The 18,828-nt window shown below is 57.7% G+C and carries 22 protein-coding genes; 6 read left to right on the plus strand and 16 right to left on the minus strand.

The features are described 5' to 3' along the window. Positions 1-50: 50 nt before the first annotated feature. The 5 genes from fdhF to MOST_RS14295 all read right to left on the minus strand — a co-directional run bounded on the left by fdhF (position 51) and on the right by MOST_RS14295 (position 7,597). On the minus strand, positions 51-2,747 hold the full coding sequence (gene fdhF, locus MOST_RS14275; RefSeq protein ID WP_083476742.1) for a formate dehydrogenase subunit alpha: 2,697 nt from the start codon (positions 2,745-2,747) through the stop codon (positions 51-53). 76 nt (positions 2,748-2,823) lie between these two features. Further along, positions 2,824-4,677 carry an NADH-quinone oxidoreductase subunit NuoF gene (nuoF, locus tag MOST_RS14280; RefSeq protein WP_054937537.1) on the minus strand — a complete coding sequence of 618 codons (1,854 nt, stop codon included), beginning with the start codon at positions 4,675-4,677 and terminating at the stop codon, positions 2,824-2,826. Positions 4,678-4,755: 78 nt separating this feature from the next. Further along, positions 4,756-5,235 (minus strand): NADH-quinone oxidoreductase subunit NuoE, encoded by a 480-nt coding sequence (gene nuoE / locus MOST_RS14285; protein WP_054937536.1) that lies wholly within the window; start codon positions 5,233-5,235, stop codon positions 4,756-4,758. A gap of 135 nt (positions 5,236-5,370) precedes the next feature. Beyond that, on the minus strand, positions 5,371-6,405 hold the full coding sequence (locus tag MOST_RS14290) for an alpha-hydroxy-acid oxidizing protein (RefSeq protein ID WP_054937535.1): 1,035 nt from the start codon (positions 6,403-6,405) through the stop codon (positions 5,371-5,373). A 43-nt stretch (positions 6,406-6,448) separates the two neighbouring features. Continuing rightward, positions 6,449-7,597 carry a S41 family peptidase gene (locus MOST_RS14295; RefSeq protein ID WP_054937534.1) on the minus strand — a complete coding sequence of 383 codons (1,149 nt, stop codon included), beginning with the start codon at positions 7,595-7,597 and terminating at the stop codon, positions 6,449-6,451. A gap of 143 nt (positions 7,598-7,740) precedes the next feature. Between MOST_RS14295 and MOST_RS14300 the strand changes: the two genes are divergently transcribed. Continuing rightward, positions 7,741-8,061 (plus strand): nucleotidyltransferase family protein, encoded by a 321-nt coding sequence (locus tag MOST_RS14300; protein ID WP_054937533.1) that lies wholly within the window; start codon positions 7,741-7,743, stop codon positions 8,059-8,061. Positions 8,062-8,184: 123 nt separating this feature from the next. Here MOST_RS14300 and MOST_RS14305 read toward each other — a convergent pair whose 3' ends face one another. From MOST_RS14305 to mntA, 3 genes are read right to left on the minus strand one after another with little or no spacing between them, the layout of a single operon-like run. Beyond that, positions 8,185-9,966 carry an FAD-dependent oxidoreductase gene (locus tag MOST_RS14305; RefSeq protein ID WP_161952857.1) on the minus strand — a complete coding sequence of 594 codons (1,782 nt, stop codon included), beginning with the start codon at positions 9,964-9,966 and terminating at the stop codon, positions 8,185-8,187. Between the two features lie 11 nt (positions 9,967-9,977). Next, entirely contained in the window at positions 9,978-10,400 is a 423-nt protein-coding gene (gene hepT, locus MOST_RS14310; protein ID WP_054937531.1) for a type VII toxin-antitoxin system HepT family RNase toxin, read from the minus strand. Further along, positions 10,393-10,851 carry a type VII toxin-antitoxin system MntA family adenylyltransferase antitoxin gene (gene mntA / locus MOST_RS14315; RefSeq protein ID WP_054937530.1) on the minus strand — a complete coding sequence of 153 codons (459 nt, stop codon included), beginning with the start codon at positions 10,849-10,851 and terminating at the stop codon, positions 10,393-10,395. Before mntA ends, hepT begins: the two co-directional genes overlap by 8 nt. 218 nt (positions 10,852-11,069) lie before the next feature. Between mntA and MOST_RS14320 the strand changes: the two genes are divergently transcribed. Beyond that, positions 11,070-12,485: an ATP-binding protein gene (locus MOST_RS14320; protein ID WP_054937529.1), complete on the plus strand. Its 1,416-nt coding sequence runs from the start codon at positions 11,070-11,072 to the stop codon at positions 12,483-12,485. Between the two features lie 7 nt (positions 12,486-12,492). Here MOST_RS14320 and MOST_RS17505 read toward each other — a convergent pair whose 3' ends face one another. The 8 genes from MOST_RS17505 to MOST_RS14355 form a co-directional block, all read right to left on the minus strand. Continuing rightward, positions 12,493-12,666 carry a ribonuclease toxin HepT-like protein gene (locus MOST_RS17505; protein WP_157049500.1) on the minus strand — a complete coding sequence of 58 codons (174 nt, stop codon included), beginning with the start codon at positions 12,664-12,666 and terminating at the stop codon, positions 12,493-12,495. 42 nt (positions 12,667-12,708) lie between these two features. Beyond that, complete coding sequence (locus tag MOST_RS14325; RefSeq protein ID WP_054937528.1) at positions 12,709-13,053, minus strand: nucleotidyltransferase family protein; 345 nt, start codon at positions 13,051-13,053, stop codon at positions 12,709-12,711. Between the two features lie 112 nt (positions 13,054-13,165). Beyond that, positions 13,166-13,474, minus strand: a complete 309-nt coding sequence (locus MOST_RS14330; protein WP_244267147.1) for a toxin-antitoxin system TumE family protein — start codon at positions 13,472-13,474, stop codon at positions 13,166-13,168. A 36-nt stretch (positions 13,475-13,510) separates the two neighbouring features. Beyond that, complete coding sequence (locus MOST_RS14335; protein WP_054937527.1) at positions 13,511-13,831, minus strand: hypothetical protein; 321 nt, start codon at positions 13,829-13,831, stop codon at positions 13,511-13,513. Positions 13,832-13,955: 124 nt separating this feature from the next. Next, positions 13,956-14,480, minus strand: coding sequence for an efflux RND transporter periplasmic adaptor subunit (locus MOST_RS14340; RefSeq protein WP_083476736.1), 525 nt, complete (start codon positions 14,478-14,480; stop codon positions 13,956-13,958). Positions 14,481-14,514: 34 nt separating this feature from the next. Continuing rightward, entirely contained in the window at positions 14,515-15,210 is a 696-nt protein-coding gene (locus MOST_RS14345; protein WP_054937526.1) for an HlyD family secretion protein, read from the minus strand. A gap of 92 nt (positions 15,211-15,302) precedes the next feature. Further along, entirely contained in the window at positions 15,303-16,898 is a 1,596-nt protein-coding gene (locus tag MOST_RS14350; RefSeq protein ID WP_054937525.1) for a DHA2 family efflux MFS transporter permease subunit, read from the minus strand. Then, positions 16,885-17,331 carry a MarR family winged helix-turn-helix transcriptional regulator gene (locus tag MOST_RS14355; protein ID WP_054937524.1) on the minus strand — a complete coding sequence of 149 codons (447 nt, stop codon included), beginning with the start codon at positions 17,329-17,331 and terminating at the stop codon, positions 16,885-16,887. The genes MOST_RS14350 and MOST_RS14355 overlap by 14 nt, the downstream gene beginning before the upstream one ends. A 162-nt stretch (positions 17,332-17,493) precedes the next feature. Between MOST_RS14355 and MOST_RS17360 the strand changes: the two genes are divergently transcribed. From MOST_RS17360 to MOST_RS14370, 4 genes are read left to right on the plus strand one after another with little or no spacing between them, the layout of a single operon-like run. Beyond that, the gene (locus MOST_RS17360) at positions 17,494-17,655 is read left to right on the plus strand and encodes a hypothetical protein (RefSeq protein WP_157049499.1); all 162 of its coding nucleotides are present in this window, start codon (positions 17,494-17,496) and stop codon (positions 17,653-17,655) included. Beyond that, positions 17,642-18,043 (plus strand): FliH/SctL family protein, encoded by a 402-nt coding sequence (locus MOST_RS14360; RefSeq protein ID WP_054937523.1) that lies wholly within the window; start codon positions 17,642-17,644, stop codon positions 18,041-18,043. The genes MOST_RS17360 and MOST_RS14360 overlap by 14 nt, the downstream gene beginning before the upstream one ends. 27 nt (positions 18,044-18,070) lie before the next feature. Further along, complete coding sequence (locus MOST_RS14365; RefSeq protein ID WP_054937522.1) at positions 18,071-18,358, plus strand: hypothetical protein; 288 nt, start codon at positions 18,071-18,073, stop codon at positions 18,356-18,358. Continuing rightward, a complete protein-coding gene (locus MOST_RS14370) occupies positions 18,355-18,714 on the plus strand; it encodes a toxin-antitoxin system TumE family protein (RefSeq protein WP_054937521.1) in 360 nt (119 codons plus the stop codon). Before MOST_RS14365 ends, MOST_RS14370 begins: the two co-directional genes overlap by 4 nt. Positions 18,715-18,828 lie beyond the last annotated feature (114 nt).

The raw sequence follows: 18,828 nt of genomic DNA on the forward strand, positions 1-18,828 counted from the left end.
GGCTAAGGGGTGCATAACAGCACCCCTTAGTTTTTAAGGCTAGACGGTTTTCAACTCGCCGGTTCCAACCGTACCGCGGTCACCTTGTATTCCGCCGTCTTGGCGATGGGGTCAAAGGCGGCGTTGGTCAAGATGTTCACCGGGGACTCTTTGTAGTGGTAGGTCATGAACATTATCCCCGGCGGCACCCGGTCCGTCACTTTAACTTTCGTCACCAACCGGCCGCGGCGGGAGACTACCGTTACCCTGTCCCCCGTCTGGACGCCCAGCTCGGCCGCCTGGGCGGGGTTAATCTCCGCCAGCTCTTCCGGCCGGTAGCTTTCCAGGGAAGGCGAATGGCGGGTGGTAATGCCATAGTGATACAGCATGCGGCCGGTAGTCAGCAAAATGGGATATTCCTCATCCGTCAGCTCGGCCGGCGGCTGGTACTCAATACCCTGGAGCAGGCCCTTGCCCCGCGGGAACCTGCCGGCATGGAGGAATTTAGTCCCCGGGTGTTCCGGCGTTGGGCAGGGCCACTGCAGGCCATTACCCTCCAGGCGGGCGTAGCTCATACCGGCATAGCTGGGGGTGAGACTCGCCATCTCGGCGAAAATCTGCTCCGGGGAGTCGTAGTGCATGGGGTAGCCCAGGCGCGTCGCCAGGTCGCAGATAATCTGCCAGTCGGGCCGGGACTCGCCCCTGGGGCTTAAGGCCCGGCGCACCCTTTGCACCCGGCGCTCGGTACTGGTGAAGGTGCCGTCCTTCTCCAGGAAACTGGCGCCGGGCAGGATGACGTCGGCAAACTTCGCCGTCTCGGAGATAAAGAGATCCTGCACTACCAGGAAGTCCAGGTTGGCCAGGGCTTTGCGCACGTGGGTGATATCCGGGTCCGTCAGGGCCGGGTCTTCGCCCATGATATACATGGCCCTGATATAGCCCCCGGCCGCCAGGTCGATCATCTCCGGGATACGGAGGCCCGGGGTGGCGTCCAGCTGGCAGTTCCAGGCGGCGGCAAAGCGCTCCCGCACCTCCGGGTTGGCCACCTTCTGGTAGCCGGGGAAGACATCGGGCAGGGCGCCCATGTCGCAGGCCCCCTGGACGTTATTCTGGCCGCGCAGGGGGTTAACGCCGCTGAACTCTTTGCCCACATGGCCGGTAATCATGGCCAGATTCGCCAGGTTCATGACGTTGCTGGTACCGCTGGTATGCTCAGTGATGCCCAGGGTATAGAAGATCCCCGCCCTGTCAGTCGTGGCGTAAAGCCGCGCCGCGGCGTAGATCTTCTCCGCCGGCACACCGGTAATCCCCGCCACCCGCTCCGGCGGGTAGTTCTGGACCACGGCCCAGAGGCTCTCAAAACCTTCCGTCCTTTCCTCGATAAACTTTTTATCCACCAGGCCTTCCGTGATGATGACGTACATCAAGCCGTTTATCAAAGCCACATTGGTCCCGGGTCTGATGGGCAGCCACAGGTGGGCGTGCTCCACCAGCTCGATCCGGCGCGGGTCAACGACGATGAGCCTGGCCCCCCGCCGGGCGGCCTGCTTCATCTTCTGGCCGATGACCGGGTGGGCCTCGGTGGTATTAGAACCGATAATGAGCAGGACGTCGTTATGCTCGATTTCAGCGATGGAGTTCGTCATGGCGCCGCTACCGAATGCAATGGCCAGACCGGCCACGGTAGGGGCATGTCAGGTCCGTGCGCAGTGATCGACGTTGTTGGTGCCGATCACCGCCCGCATGAACTTCTGCATAAGGTAGTTTTCTTCGTTGGTACACCGGGCCGAACTCAAGGCAGCGATGGCCCGGCTGCCGTACTGTTCCTTGATCTCTTGCAGGCGCCGGGCGGTATAGTCAAGGGCCTCGTCCCAGGTAGCTTCCCGGAAGCGGCCCTCGCCCCGCTCGCCCACGCGGATGAGGGGCCGGGTAATGCGGTCCGGGCTTTCGGCAAAGTCGGCGCCAAAGCGGCCCTTGACGCAGAGCCAGCCGCTATTGACCAGGGGGTTGTCATAACCGCGGACACGTACCACATGGTCGTCCTTCACGCTGACCTCCAGGTTGCAGCCCACGCCGCAGAAGGTGCAGGTGGTCCGCACTTTCGTCAGCTCCCACTCGCGGCCCTGCCATAAACTCGCCTTCTCCGCCAGGGCCCCCACCGGGCAGACCTGGACACAGTTGCCGCAAAAGACACATTCCTCCGATTCCCTTAAGGTTAGATCCATGGCCGGGGTTACCCTGGTGTTGAAACCGCGATGGGCAAAGTCGATGACGTTGTTAACCTGGACTTCCGCGCAAACGCGGATGCACTTGCCGCACAGGATACACTTGTTCATATCCCGCACGATGAAGGGGTTGTCATCCTCCAGGGGATAGTCGTGTTTTTCCCCGTGGAATTTGTCTCCCCTTACGCCGTAATAGTAGGCGTAATCCTGCAGGCTGCAGGCGCCGCTCTTGCTGCAGGTGAGGCAGTCCTGGGGATGGTTGGCCAGCAATAATTCCAGCATCATTTTGCGGGCTTCAACTACTTGCGGCGAAGCCGTCTGCACCACCATACCCTCAGCGACGGTGGTCACGCAGGAGGCCAGCAGGCCGCGCATACCCTCGATTTCCACCACACACAGGCGGCAGCCGCCCCAGGGCGTGAGCTTCGGGTCATGACAAAGGGTAGGGATAAAGATGCCGTTATCCCGGGCGGCCTGCAAGACCGTTGTCCCGGCCGGTACGGTAATTCTCTTGCCATCTATGGTCAAGGTGACATCAGCCATCTGTTTTCCCCCCTACGTAAATAGATGTGGGAAGTTGGAGCTTAAAGTCTCTAAAACCCACCATTTTCGTTCTTCGCTACAACCTGGATATGGCCCCGAACTTGCACTTCTCCATACAACTGCCGCACTTGATGCACAGGGCGGGATCAATCCGGTGCGGCTGCTTTTTCTCGCCGCTGATGGCCCCCGCCGGGCAGGCGCGGGCACAGGCGCCGCAACCGGTACACTTGCCGGCGTCAATGGTATAGACCAGCAAGGCCTGGCAGACATGGGCCGGGCAGCGTTTATCTTTGATGTGGGCCTCATATTCGTGGCGGAAGTACTGAAGGGTGGAGAGGATGGGGTTGGGGCAGGTCTGCCCCAGGCCGCAGAGGGCCGTATTCTTGACTACCCGCGCCAGGCGCTCCAGGGTATCCAGGTCTTCCATCTTCCCCTGGCCCTCACAGATGCGGGTGAGGATCTCCAGCATTCGTTTGGTGCCCTCCCGGCAGGGGGTACACTTGCCGCAGGATTCCGCCTGGGTAAAGTTCAGGAAAAAGCGCGCCACATCTACCATACAGGTATTCTCATCCATGACCACCATGCCGCCGGAACCCATGATGGCCCCGGCCCGGGTCAGGGAATCATAGTCCACCGGCAGGTCGAGCTTGTCCTCGGGCAGACAGCCGCCCGACGGGCCGCCGATCTGGACGGCCTTGAACTGCTTATCATCCTGAATACCGCCGGCAATATCAAAGATAATTTCCCGCAGAGTTATCCCCATAGGCACTTCGATGAGCCCGGTCTTTTTGACCTTGCCCGTCAGGCAGAAGACCTTGGTCCCCTTGCTCTTTTCCGTGCCCATGGCGGCAAACCATTGGCCGCCGTTCTTGATAATAAAGGGGACGTTGGCGTAGGTTTCGACATTATTGATATTGGTAGGCTTACCCCATAACCCCTGCTGCGCCGGGAAGGGCGGCCGCACCCGGGGCATGCCCCGCTTGCCTTCGATGGAAGCGAGCAGGGCCGTCTCCTCGCCGCAGACGAAGGCGCCAGCACCGGCCTTGATATGCAGGTCAAAATTAAAGCCCGTCCCCAGGATATTCTGGCCCAGCAGGCCCTTTTCTCCCGCCGCGGCAATGGCCATTTTCAGGCGCTTGATGGCCAGGGGGTACTCGGCGCGGCAGTAAATATAGCCCTCATCGGCGCCAATGGCATAAGCGGCGATGGTCATGCCCTCAATAACGGAAAAGGGGTCGCCTTCCAGGACGCTGCGATCCATAAAGGCGCCGGGATCGCCCTCATCGGCGTTGCAGACCACATACTTTTTGTCCCCCGGCGCGCTGCGGGTAAAACCCCATTTCAGGCCGGTAGGAAAGCCGGCGCCGCCCCGGCCGCGCAGGCCCGAGATCTTGATTTCTTCGATAACCTGTTCCGGGGTCATCTGGCCCAGGACCTTTTCCAGGGCCTCATAGCCGCCGGTGGCGATATATTCTTCCAGGCTTTCCGGGTTGGTAAGCCCCAGGCGGGAAGTCACCACCCGTACCTGCCGCCCATAGTAAGTGCTTCCCGGCATCACCGGGATGCCTTCATAGGGATTTGCCTCACCGGGCACCTGAATAAGCGCCCATTCAGTAACAGGCTCCCCCTGAACCACATGCTTTTCAATCAAGCCGGGGACCCGCTCCGGCGTTACGTCACCGTAAAACACCCGCGGTTTCCCCGGCAGGGCTACTTCCACAATGGGCTCAGCGTAACACATGCCGATACAGCTCGTCTGGCTTATATCTACCTGCAAACCCCGCCTGGCTATCTCATCTTCCAGGGCCGCCATTACCTTCGCTCCCCCGGCCGCCTGGCCGCAGGTGCTCATGCCCACGGTAATGGACGGCCTGTCCCCCCGGTGAGATTGCTGCTGCAAAGTTTCCCGCCATTCCTTCAAGTCCTGCAATTCAGTTTCACCCCCACCTAAAAATAGAAGTCTTTTTATATCCATGCTGTGGAAGCTCGCGACGTCATAGTCGTATAGCTAGTATTTTTCCAGGATGGCCGGGATCTTCTCAGGCGCCAGCCGCCCGTAGGTTTCTTCGTTAATCATCATCACCGGGGCCAGCCCGCAGGAACCCAGGCAGGCCACCGTTTCCAGGGTAAAGCGGCCGTCGGCGGTAGTTTCATTTTTGCCAATGCCCAGGGCTGCAGAAATAGCCTCCAGCAGCCGGGCACCCCCCCGCACGTGGCAGGCCGTACCCTGGCAGACACGGATGATGTTCCGCCCCCGGGGTTTCAGGTGAAACTGGGTATAAAAAGTAGCCACGCCGTAAACCTGGCTGAAAGGTATTTTCAGCCTCCTGGCAATCTCCTGCATGACCTCTCGCGGCAGGTAACCGTAAATCTCCTGGGCTTCCTGGAGGAGAGGGATCAATGCTCCCTTTGTCCCGGCATAGCGTTCCAGGACCTCTGCCAGGGCTTTTGCCTTAATGTTCACATCATTGTTGCTACCAGGATCCATCAGATCTAGCCAACCCTCCCATCAAACGCTTTCCGCCAATTTAGTGTTATTATAACACTAAATCTACGCACCAGTCAGTAACTTTTTTTGCTCTAGATTTTACTATTTTGCATATTTAACTTTGAACGGGCAAAATCAAGAAATTCGGATAGGGCTCAATATCCCCGGTTCTATATCCCCTAAATCGCCGCAACCGGTAAGGCGCATGGCAACGGCCAGGTCGTCAGCCAGGGCCTCCAGTTGCAGCCTCACGCCGGCGGCGCCGCCGCCGATGGCAGCAATGGCCAGGGGCCGGCCCACCAGGACCGCCCGGGCGCCCAGGGCCAGCATCTTCAGGACATCCACACCCGAGCGCACGCCGCCGTCGGCCAGGACCGTTATTTTATCTCCCACCGCCGCCGCAATCTCCGGCAGCACCGCCGCCGTCCCCGGCGTGTGGTCCAGGGCGCGGCCGCCGTGATTGGAAACCACAATGGCCGCCGCCCCGCCGGCCACGGCGGTCTCCGCGTCGGCTACCGTCATAACGCCCTTCAAAATTAGGGGAAGAGAGGTCGCCGCCGCGATCCCGGCAATCTGCTCCACCGTCTTGGGTTCCACCAGCTGGCCGGCGCGGGTCATATTCACCAGCCCGGCAGCGTCGACATCGATACCTACGGCCACGGCGCCGGCATCCTCAGCCCGGCGGATGAGGCTCACTATTTCCCCATCTTCCCGGGGTTTGATGACCGGGATACCCCGCCCCCCAGCAGCTTTGATGGCCTTAAGACCGGCGTCCATGAGTTCCGGCAGGGGACCGTCCCCGGTGAAGGAGAGACTGCCGGCCTCGGCCGCTCCCAGGACAAAGGCCCGCGCCAGTTCTTCTTCGCTAACACGTCCCTGGAAATTGACCCTGGCCCCGGCTACGGCCGCACCCAGAATAGGAAAGGCCAGCTTCTGGCCGAAAAGCCGCAAGCCCAGGTCCTGATCCTTGCGGTCGTGGAGGACGCGCAAGTTAACCTGCCAGGCCGCCAGGGCGGTAAAGTTATTGCGGAAGGACGCCCCGGTACCAATACCGCCCATCCCCGGCACGCCGGTAGGACAGCGCCGGCCGTCGCATACCGGGCAGGCATGGCAGATGCCCTCCAGGAGCACCCTGGCCCGCTCGCGAATAGATGCAAGAGTCGCCGGCATAAGCAGCTTCTCCTTCCCGATACTTCTTGCAAGGTGAAGTAAATTACCTGCAGGCCAGGTTGCCGGCCACCAGGGGCGGGGCAATTTGCGCCCGCAGGACCTTCAAGGCGCGGTCTAACTGCTCCCGGCCCTCCGTCACTTCAATATCAGGTATTAGCCCTTCCCCATCAATAGCTTGACCGGCAGGAGTAAGATAATATGCAGTAGTTAATTTTAAAACGCCGCCATTGCTCAAAGGAAAGATGGTCTGCAGTGCCCCTTTCCCGTAGGTCCGGGTTCCTATCAGAATGGCAGCGTGATTGGCCTGCAGGGCCCCGGCCAGGATCTCCGCCGCGCTGGCCGTATCACGGTCCACCAGGACCACCATGGGCAGGTCCTGGCCCGGTCCCCGGGAACGGAGGACGGTAACCTTTTTATCCCGCCTCACCACCTGCACCACAGGTTTATCCCAGAGCAAGAACAGGGAAGCAATCTCCAGGGCAGCATCCAGGTAGCCGCCGGGGTTACCCCGGAGGTCCAGGATCAGGCCCCGGGCGCCCTGGTCTTCCAGCTCCGCCAGCGCCGTTTCTACCTCCCCAGGCGCCCAGTAGGGGAAGGAGCGCAGGTAAAGGTAGCCCACCGGCCCGGCCAGCAGGCGGCTGCTGACCACTGGCGGCCGGATTACCTCCCGCCGCAGGAAATAACTATGGCGACTATCGCTGCCAGGCATGGTCACCGTCAGGTCCAGATAGGTTCCCGGTTGGCCTTTCAAGAGCCCAGCTACCTCCTCCAGGGGCAGGCCCTTCACCGGCCGCCCGTCCACGCTCTCCACCACCGACCCGGCCCTGACCCCCAGCCGGGCCGCCGGCGAGCCGGGGACAATGTTACTGATAACCACCTGCCCCTCAACTTCCTGAAAAATAATCCCTACACCCGTATACTCATCGTTGAGCGAGGAGGCAAAAGAAGATAAATCTTCCGGGGCTATGTATTCACTATAAGGATCGCCCAGGGACTCCACCAGACCCCGGACGGCCCCAGCTTCCAGGGTTGCCTGATCAATAGGACCGGCATAATTTTTTTCCGCCAGGGCACGCACCTCGTCCAGGAGGGACCACCCCGGCGCCGCAGCCCGGGCTGCGGCCAGATCACACAGGAAAACCGTTAAAAAGACGGCCAGAAAGAAAAGCCACCGGCGCGCCTGCAACCTCATCCGCCATTCCCCTCTCCCGGCTTGATGTTGTTAACTATTCGGTACAGTAAGTGCTATTTCCTGCCACAATACATGATTACATTGATTTTTTCCCATAAAATGCTAAGATGATGAATAAGGAAAGAACGGAAGGAGAAAGAACAATGATGGCCGCTAAAGACCTGGCCATTGCCAGGAAGGTAAAAGAGCGTCTCACAGGGAAGATCCCTCTTTACGAGGTACGTCTATTTGGATCCCGGGCACGCGGGCAAGCCAGCCCCGATTCAGATCTTGATCTGTATTTAGAGACTGGTCCTCTTTCACGGGAACAAAAACGTTTAATCAGCGAAGTGGCCTGGGAAGTGGGATTTGAAAACGATGTGGTTATAGTACCACTGGCAGTTAATCGTAATGAAGCACTAAACGGACCTTTTTCTATTTCGCCACTCTACCGGTCGATAAAAAAAGAAGGGATAAAAGTATGAAAGAAGATAACCACAAACGCACTTTAATTAAGTACAGGTTAATCGAAGCATATGAAGTTCTGGTCCGCGCTTTTGAATTCCGCCAGCAAGGGGATTATGGCGAAGTTGCGCCTGTAGCGCTGGTTACTTATCCACCCTGGCGCCAAAGTGCTGCACGAGGATCTCCCGGACGGCCGCCACGTCGGCGTCGGTGAAGGTTCCCGGATCGCGTCCCTTCGTCAAGGCGTAGGTCGCCGCCACCCCGGCGGCATCTCCCAGGATGCAACTATTGGGCAGTACTCGCAGCTCGGCCCAGGCCAGGGAGGAAATACTGGCCGCGTAGCCGGGGATGAGCAAATTGGGCACCGGGCGGCTGAGGAGGGTATTAAAGGGGATATAGACCGGGTTTTGCGGCCATGCGTCCGGCCCTGGCGTCGTCCGGGGGTAATCAGGCCGCAAAAAGGATGTCACCGGCCAGCGGTAGCGGCCATCGCTGCCTTTAAGGTCGCTGAAATGATAGGCATTAATATCCTGCCAGTAGAAGCCCAGACCAATACGGTTTACATAATTCCCTAGATCATTGCCCTCTGCCGGGCCAGACCCTGCCCCATGGGTGGCCGCCGCGGTCAGGGCATAATTGCTGTCCTCCGTCCCCGGTCCCGCTTCCCGGGGGTCGACCACCGTATGAATCGTTTCCCGCAAGTATAGCATCGCCCCGGTAAGCGGCCGGCCCTGTCCATCCCGCACCAGTTCCGCCTCATTAAAACCATCAAAACGGCGCAAAGCCCTGATGAAATCAGGATTGTCGAGCATCTCCCGGCCTTTTTGCCAGGCCGTATCGGTATCCAGAGCGCCCGGAGCCATATCGCGAGGGTAAGGGTCATGCCCGCGGTCGCGGGCATTCGCCCGGCCGTCGACATTAAAGATGAGGAGGGCATTGACCCACCACTCCGGGCTCCCCGGCCCGTCCTGGGCGGCATTGAGGGGCTTTAGAGCAAAGCCCGCGGGACCGTACCTGTCGTTAAAGCCAGTTACCACCGGATCATTTATGTAAACTTCCCTGCCACCATAGGCCCCCCAGGCACCCCGCTCCTGGCGGAAAATCATATCCCGGTAACGGCCGGGCTGCACTCCCCGTACCTTGAACATGAGGGTGGCCGCCTGCTGGCGGGGCAGCAGGATATCCCCATCGTGGCCGGGCCCCGGCCGGCCAGCCGCTATTCCTCTGGCGCCGGCAGTACCGCCTTGCAGCCGCAGGCTCTTAAGACGCCGCACCTCTTCCTTGCTAACCAGGTCCGCCGCCAAAAATTCGACGGGCCAGTCTTCCCGGCCCACCGTTACGCCGGCCGCACTCAAGCGGCTGAGCCGCCCGTCTTCCGAGGCGTCAACAAAGATGGTCGCGGCCAGTATCTGGCGCTCTTCACCCCAGATTACCGTCCCGGCGGCATCCCGCTGCAGGCCCCGCAGGGCCAGGGCCTGGAGCCGCCCGCGCCAGTCCTTCCGGACGGCAGTAATATCCATGGCCCAGTAAGTCTGGAGATTAGGCAGCCTGCCCAGGTCGGCGGCAATCCGTACCGCCAGGTCAGCCGTGCGGTAAAATGGTCCCACAGCTTTAAACCAGTGGACAAAAGACCCCCCCTGCACAAGCCTTCCATCCCGGGCCCAGTAGCGCACGTCCCAGAAGTTCTGGCCGCCAGCCGTGGCCAGGCCGCCGTACTGGCGCTCGGGGTAGGGGACCACCAGGGCTACCGACCTGTCCGGCGCCGTCGCCGCCGCCTTCCAGGCCGCCGCGCATCCGGCCAGCCCGCCGCCGTAAACGACAATATCCGCCCGCGCCACCGGCGCCGCCAGGGGCCAGCCTTCCGTCCGGCTTCCCGTACCGGACAGAGTTAACATAAAATATAAAGCGATAAAAAATAACAGCAACCGTTGCCCCATTAGCTAATTCCCAGTTGTTCTTTTATAGTTAACATAAAATGATTCAAATCCCCAAGATCACGCTTTAATATACCCCAGATGACCTCAGCATCAAGTCGAGCATAATCATGGACAATAATGTTACGAAATTGGGCCATCTTCATAAGTTTTTTGGTCAATTCCTCAGGCAGGTAGCCGGCTTCACCTAAAACAGCAAAAATATCTTTATTATCCCGTGGCTCCCGTAATCCCTCATCGGAAATAATATGGCTGGCAATATCTATGCAGCTTTCTACAGCCAGGTGTAAAGTCCGTTCAACATACCGGCGCAGCCGTTTATCGGCCAGGAACTCTTTTAAGCTGACGTCCTTTTCTACTTCCAAGTCAGCTATATACTCACTTAACAAAGCCAGGCGGTGCCTTATAACTTCGATATCAACCATTTAAGCCACTCTCCAGGACTTTAGCGATAATTTTTTTATTACGCCTCTCCAGAAAAGATTGCAGGTCAAAATAAGTGCGCCTGGACCAAACTTCAAACGCCACCCGGTAGCGGGGATTTTTATCGACCAGTAAAATCCCGTCCTTTAAGATCTGGTGCTGCAGCAGTAAAGGTGCTGCCTGAATGTCAATGACATCCACCTTTTTCCCCGTCACCCTTTCCAGGTCGATAATTATTTCCAGCCGGCGGTCAAAACGCTGCAATTTATCTTCGCTACCGACAAATAACACGGCCACGTCGATATCGCTGCGCTCCCGGCCGGTCCCGCGGGCGTAAGAACCAAAAAGGTACGCCGCCACCACATCCTGGCAGCGATTGAGATACCCGGTTATGGCATTAGCTACCGCTTTATCCAGGCGCGCTCCGGCCGGCAAATATTTGGGGGAATTCAAAATATCCACCTTCCTGCAGCCACACACTTACATCACCTTGACCTTAATTTTACTGGAATTAACCATTTTAAGCAACAAAACAAAAAAGACTATCCCGAAATTATAATTATGCCGAAAAAATCCTTAAGCGCAAAAAATCCTTGCTTTAAGCCGGAAATTGTAGTGTAATTTTTATATGAATGGGGTTAGTTGTTTGCTTTCAGGAGGTTCCTCAGCAAATGTTTGCTCCCAATACTTTCCAGCAGATCTACCGCCAGAACAGCGACCTGCTTATCTACCAGGATCTCACCGGCGACCCTGTTATCGCCGCCTTCCTTGAAGTCTGCCGCTTGCTGGGCGAAGGAGAGGAAAGGGACGAGAAAGCGGCCGGCAGGGCAGGTGCCGGCGACGGGACAAGGGTAGGTGCCGGCAACGGTACAGGCAAACAGGCGCCCGGCGGGGAGCTGGCCGCCGCCTGCCGCCGCTTTTTCCGGCTGCTGGCCGGCGCCACCGAACTCTACCAGGAACCCTTTACCGGCGACCCCTGGCAGAACTACCTCCTCGACCGCGTCATTGAGGCTGAAAATACCTTTACCCTTAAAGCCGGGCAGCAGGGGTGGAATAATATAAGCGCTGCCCTTAAAGACGCTGCCCGGCAGGACCTGCGTTCCCTACAGGCTCTGGCCGGGCTGGGCCCCGCAGCTTATGCGGCCGCCCTTCAGGCTCCCATCCCCGACTGGACGCAGCTTCAACCCCTCAACCCGGACCGGCCCTTCCAGCCACCGGAGGTGGCCCGCCAGGAGATCAAGGAAAAACTCCTGGCCGCCGGCGACTGGGGCCGGGATGGTATCAAGCTCCTGGCCGACTACTACCACACCTGGGGTACGGGCATCTTCGGCTCCTACTGGGCCTTCCGCTGGGAACGCGGCCCGGCGGGCGGCAGGCTCGTATGTATCGACCGCCCCGACCCCATCACCCTGGCCGACCTGGTGGGCTACGAAGCCGAGCGCCGGGAGGTCATTCACAATACCGAGAAATTCCTGCGCGGCCTGCCGGCCGTCAACATCCTCCTCTACGGCGCCCGGGGTACCGGCAAGTCGTCGACGGTCAAGGCCCTCCTGCATGCCTACGGTTCCCGGGGCCTCAGGCTTATAGAGTTACCCAAAAAGTACCTGGGCGACTACCAGGAGATACTAAAAATCCTCGCCCCCCGGCCGCAGAAGTTTATCATTTTCATCGACGACCTTTCCTTTGAAGAGGACGAGGTGGAATATAAAGAGCTGAAGGGCCTGCTGGAAGGGAGCCTGCAGGTACGGCCGGCCAACGTCCTGGTTTACGCTACCTCCAATCGCCGCCACCTGGTGAAGGAATTCTTCGCCGACCGCGCGCCGAATACTGGCGGCGAGGTGCGCCTGCAGGACACCGTCCAGGAGAAGCTCTCCCTGGCGGAACGCTTCGGCCTTACCGTCATCTTCCCCAGCCCGGACCAGGAGCAGTACCTAACCATTGTCCGCGAGCTAGCCCGCAAAGCCGGCCTGCAAATGGAACCAGCCGAGCTGCGCCGCCGCGCCCTGCAGTGGGCCCTCTACCAGAACGGTGCCAGCGGCCGCACCGCCCGGCAGTTCGTCGATTACCTCCGGGGAGAGCTGGAATAAGAATTGGTTATACCTCGCTGCTACTGTCAAGCCCGAGGATCCGGCGCATTCTAAGGATAAAAAGATGCAGGTCCTTCTTAAAATCACCGGCCAGCTCCGGCAATCCCTCCAAGAGCTGGCGAATTTTTGCCGGGTCCAGGTTAAAACCATAAATGTTACGGAAAACGTGCCTGAAAGCCATCTTTACGAATACGGGCTTCCAGCAGGAGGTATTTTTCAGGGATCAAATTTTCACCCCTTCCCGGGCAACTTCTTCCTGTAAAGATGGCAGGGCGTCCTCGGCGCACACTATGCTGACATCAAAGGGTGCGGCCAGGCGCCCGGCCCGGGCCAGCATCTGCCAGTAGGGGCCTGTAAAGCCCTTGATATAAAGATCAATATCGGACCCTTGCCGGAAATCGCCCCGCGCCAGGGAACCATAGAGGATAACCTCCTGCGCGCCGTAAGTATCCCGCAAAAAGGAGGCCACCTGACGGGCCTTCAGCCAGGCCATGGCCCGGCGCTTATCTAACTCTTCCTCGCGTTTCATGTCAAGAAGCCGCTTTAACCGGACAAATTCTTGCGTCATATTATTATCCCCTCCAGGGAAGCCCTGAAAGATACCAGAATCCCCCGGATAGGCTTAAAATCTGCTAGGCACAGCCTCAACAACCACAAAAGAAAATAGCGCTATATCCGTACTAATCACTTATTTGGCTTATTTGGCTCTTAATGAACTGCAATACCGCACTGAGATCTATCTCTAATGATGGTTCTACTCTTTCTGGTGAACCTATATGCTTATGATGAGGAAAGGTGGCAAACTGGTGCCAGTGAGGAGCATTGTCCCAGCGAATAATAAGTTCTCCATATCTATCTGCCCAGTGATATGAATACTTCCGTTCAGAGCCAAAATTATAATCTTTTATGAAATGCTTGCTCCCATCGATAAAAGTAAGGGTTGCTTTTAAACGCTTACGATTGGTTTCCCGTTCAAAAAGTTCAACCACATAAGTCTTAATAATGCTCCGAAAGGCTTTAAGACATTAAGCATCCTCAATCTCCTTTTTCTGGCGCATTAAATCTTCCAGTGTTTCCTTTGCAAACCGCCAGTCCAGGAGATCGTCCTCATGTTCGAAATCCTCGCCACTATTTTCATGAACCATGGCAGCAAACTTTTCAAAAGTCATACCATACTTTTTTTCGTAGTATGAGCATTCGGCTCGATAGCGGTTTATCTTGCTTAAAATTAGGAGCAAAGCCTGCTCCTTTAAGGCTTCCCTCTCATTGGCAAACCCCATATTCCTAAGCACAGGACCTACCTTGCGTAAAAAATCGGCATCAAGATTAGCCCTTTCCTCATACATAAAATCACCATCCCCTCTCTTGACCGAAAATATCTCTATATATTATTAGTATGCCTTTATTTTACATCCTATCATTAGCCAATTGTCCCGTCAATCCTGGCCGGGCCAATGCGTCATTCCACCGTCACGGCCATGCCGTCTGGAGCTGGTCCACAGCAGCCTGGGCATCGTCCAGTTGTTTCTGGGACGCAGCCCCGGCCGCGGCCAGGGCTTTAACCCGTTCATAATCTTTTCTGGCCGCGTCCAGCTTGATCTGCGCTGTATCAATACTCACCTGGGCCGCTTCCATGCCCAGCCTGGCCTGTTCCGCCTGGTCCTGGACGCCGCGGACGGCCGCCTCGGCCTGCTGGAGCTGGGCCTGGAGTTCTTTCGTATCGATCTCTACCAGGACCTGACCGGCCTGTACCCGGTCGCCGACATCGGCCTTCACGGCCAGCACCTGCCCCGCCAGTTTGCTGACCACATTGGCTACCCGCACCGGCGCCAGGGCGCCGCTTATCTCTACCGTGGCCGCCAGCTTCCCCCTGCCGGCGTCGGCGGCTTTTACTGTTACCCGGTCGCCGGCCCCGGCCCTGGTGCCGCAACCGGCGGCCAGGGCCAGGGCTCCCGCCGCCAGGAGTGCCATAGCTTTCTTTATCCACGTCCTCATGGTTTGCTCCCCTCTTTGCCTTTCGCTCTATGTTTTACCTGATATGGATACGCACCGTCGCGTTCATTCCCGGCATCAGTTTCACGTCACCGGTATCCAGGAGCTGGATCTTCACCGGAACGACCTGGGGCACCTTGGTGTAGTTGCCGCTGGCGTTCTGGGCCGGCAGCAGGGAAAAGACGGATGTCGTCGCACCGCTGATGCTGGCTACCCGGCCGCTGAAGGTCCGGCCGGGGTACGCATCGATTTTTATGTCTACTACCTGGCCGGGCTTCACCTTTTCAATCACCGTTTCTTTGATGTTGGCGCTAATATACAGGTGGGCTGTGTCGGCAATAACGGCCAGGGGCGTACCGGGGGCGACCATTTCCCCGGCCACGGCCCTGGACTGGATCACCTGGCCGCCGACCGGTGCCGTTATTTCCGCCTTCTGGGCCAGCACCCCCGCCGTACTCCCCAAGGCCTGGGGACTGACGGCGCTGGAGGTCAGTACCGCTCCCAAATCCTGGCGTCCCAGCACCTGGCCGGCTTTGACCATGTCGCCTTCCTGCACCAGCCAGGCCAGCAGCTTGCCGGGGATTTCTGGGCTGACCGTCACCGTATCCGCCGCCACCCGGGCGTCGTCGGTGCTGGCATAGTTGACGGCCTGGTAATGGTAGTAGTAGGCAATGCCTCCCGCCCCGGCCAGGGCTAAAAGGAGTACCACTGTGATAATCATTCGCCTTTTCATTTATTCTACCTCTCCCTGACTCTATTTTCCTGATTGGTTGTGCCTTCCAGGCAGGGCCGGTTATTTAAAAATTACCCTGCCGCCAGTGCCCGTCATTCGCTGCCGAAGGTGGCCCTGGCAGCGCCCGACCCTTTCTGCAGGAAAAAAGCCGGGAGCAGCCCCACCAGGACGATCAACGCGGCGATAATAAACACGTCGTCAATGGCCCGGACAAAAGCCGTCCTGGCGATAATCCCCTGCAGGTAAGCAGCCGCCAGGGTTCTGGCCTGGTCCCCAGCCGTGGACCCACCGCCCAGCAGTAGACCCGCCTTCCGGAAAAACTCGCCGGCCGCCAGGCTGGACGCCGTGACCCCGTTGGCCAGGTGGGCGGCGTGCATAGCCGCACGGTTGTTCAGGACGGTTGTCAGCACGGCAATGCCGAAGGAGGAGGAAACCCGGTTGATGATATTGGTAATGGCCGACGCGCGGCCCACCAGTTCGGCAGGAACAACCGACAGGGCCGCCGTCTGGGCCGGCATCATGGCCAGGGACATCCCCAGGCCGCGCAAGATCACCCACAGGTAAAGGGTGGAAGTCGGCGTGATAACGTCGATATTATGGAAAATATAGGTGGTCCAGCCCAGCCAGAGCATACCCGCGACCGCCAGCGGCCGGGGTCCCAGGCGGTCGTAAAGCCAGCCCGTCAGGGGCATCACCAGCCCGGAGGCCAGGGCTCCTGGCATGGTGATCAGTCCCGTCTCCATGGCACCCAGGCCCCGGGCCACCTGCAGGAAAAAGGAGATGTAAAACACGCCGGCAAAAAGGCCGATGGAAGTAACGATGACAATGACGTTTCCCAGCGTAAAAGTGAGGTAACGAAAGACGCGCAGGTCCAGGAGGGGATTTTCCTGGGTCAGCTCCAGGTACACAAAAAGGCCCAGGGAAACCGCGCTGGTATAAAAGAGCAGCACGATGGCTTCCGAAGACCAGCCCCAGTCGCCGCCCTTGCTCAGGGCCAGCAGCAGGCAAAAAAGCCCAACCGCCGCCGTCACGGCGCCGCCGATGTCCAGGCGCCCGGCCTCACGGCTGGGGAAGGCTGGCAGGTAAAACCAGGAAAGAATGACCCCCAGGAGCCCTACCGGCAGGTTAATGGTAAAAATCCAGCGCCAGTCCACGTACTCCACCAGGTAGCCTCCCAGGGTGGGGCCTATGGCCGGGGCGACAATCATGGCCATGCCAAATAAACCCATTGCGCTGCCCTGCTTTTCCCGCGGCACCAGGCGGTAGATGATGGACATGGTGGTGGGCATAATCATCCCCCCGCCCAGGGCCTGGATCACCCGCGCAGCGATCATGGAATCGACGTTCCAGCTAATGGTGCACAGGAGCGAGCCCAGGGTAAAAACGCCCAGGGAAAGAATATAAAGCAGTTTAAAACCCAGTTTGTCACCCAGCCAGCCGCTCAAGGGAACAACCACACCCAGGGCGAGCATGTAAATAGTGACTACCCACTCAATGGTGGCGGTGTCGGTGTTGAAAACGCGCATCATGGTCGGCAGCGCCACGTTGACGATGCTGGAATCCAGGATGGCCATAAAAGCGCCGATGAGGGCCACCAGGACGGCGATAAGCCAGCTCCCCTCATGGCTGCCCTCTCCACCCGGCAGGCCCGATACCGCCTCTGTTCGTACCTTTTCATGCCCGGCCATGGCTTTCCCCTTCTTCCTGTTCCAGGTACCGGCAAAGCAGCTCTAAATCTGCCATTAAACGCCGGTAATAATCTTCCGGCACCGCTTTAAAAATATGCCGCAATTCCTCTTCCATAGCTTCAATCAACCGCCCTATCAACTCTGCCAGGGCGGGCGTGCCCCGCACCAGGACGCTGCGGCGGTCCCCCGGGTCCGGCACCCGCTCCAGGAGCCCGCGGGCCACCAGGCGGTCAAAGATGCCGGTAAAGGTGCTGGGCGGGATGCCAATGTGCCCGGCCAGCTCCGTCGCCCGCAAAGAACCCTTTTTATGCACCTTCCAGAGAACAAGGATCTCCGTCCCGGAAAAACCTTCCGCATGGAACAGCGGCGCCAGCCGCCGCACCAGCCGCCGGTACACCCGGCTGAAAAGCTCTAATAGCTGGATTTCCTGCAATCCCACCACCTGCTTTGAAACCGAATATTACGATATCGAAGTAATAACGATAAAAATAATAGCACCACCATGGTGCCCTGTCAACTGTTACAAATTTCGATAAAGACTTCTTCCCATCTCCCCGGGCGTGATATAATATTTTTAGCGAGAGGGAGTGGAGAATTGCCCAACAAGCAATGGCACCCGGTTTTTGTGACGGCTTTAAAGGAGGCGCTGTCCGACGCCCCGCCGGGCCAGGTAGAAATCCAGGCAGAGGTAGCCCTTTCCTCCAAGCCGCTGGCCCAAAGAAATGGAGGAGGTGCAGCAACTTATGTATTCGCCTGAAGAAAGGCAGAGGATTAAAGAGATCTTTAATAAATCTCCTATAATGCAGGAATGGCTCAAGGAATGGTCCGAGCAGGCCAGGATTGAGGGCCTGGCCAAAGGCCGGGCGGAAGGGCTGGCCAAAGGCCTGGCCAAAGGCCGGGCCAAAGGCCGGGCGGAAGGCGCCCGGGAGGGTAAAATCAAAAAGGCCCAGGAGGCCATTTGCACCTATTTAAAAATAAAAGATGCTCCCATAGCTCCTAAATGGCTTGCCAAAGTCAGGAAAGTTAACGACCTGGAACTACTTGATTCCATAATGGTTCAACTTTTCCAGGCCACTTCCAAAGAGGAAGCCCAGGCGATTATCCAGCAGGCGCTGGAAAAAGCGAACGAGCCTTCTTCCAGATAAAGTATTTTACCAAAAAGGGTGGTGCAAATGGGACTGGATGCGGATAAAATAAACGCCAATGAGAAAATGGTTAAAAAACTTGTTCTGAAAACTTTACTCGCCAAGGTAGAAGAAATAAACCGTACTGTTGAAGAACTTAAAAAAAGCCTTGGCTACTTTGAAAAGAAATATGGGATGACTACCGAAGCATTTTATCAAGATTTTATTCAAGGTACTCTGGATGATAATATGGATTTTTTTGAGTGGAAAGCAACAAAAGATATGCTGGATGAACTAAAAATAGAAAAAGAAGCCTTGCTCGGGGTATTAAAATGATCCAGGAATACTTCGACTTCCTAAAGAAAATCGCCAGCACATTTGCTTTAACCCAGGAATTCCGGCTTATTAAGGAAGTGATTGCTCTTAATAGAGGTTTCATCAGGTTTATCATCAAGTTTATTGATGGGTCTGAACTCCACGTTTTTGAGCATGTAGATGCTCGTTTACATAAAACGGATTATTCCTATCACTGGCAGGATGAAAATAAGAAACTGATAAAAAGATGGGATAATGCTCCCCACCATCCAGAGATTAAAACAAGGCCACATCATATGCACGATGAAGATCAAATTAAGCCCTCTATAGAACCCACGTTAACTGCAATTTTAAAGATAATAGAGAATAACTTCTAGCTCCCCCGCCCCATGGCCTGGGAAGCCCTCCTGGGAGGTAAGTACGCCCGCAAGGTGCTGCCTGAGGTCTGGGAACAAGGGCTGCCCACCCTCAAGGCCATCCTCGCCGAAGGC

The sequence above is a fragment of the Neomoorella stamsii genome, from assembly GCF_002995805.1.
GTDB lineage: Bacteria > Bacillota > DSM-521 > Neomoorellales > Neomoorellaceae > Neomoorella > Neomoorella stamsii.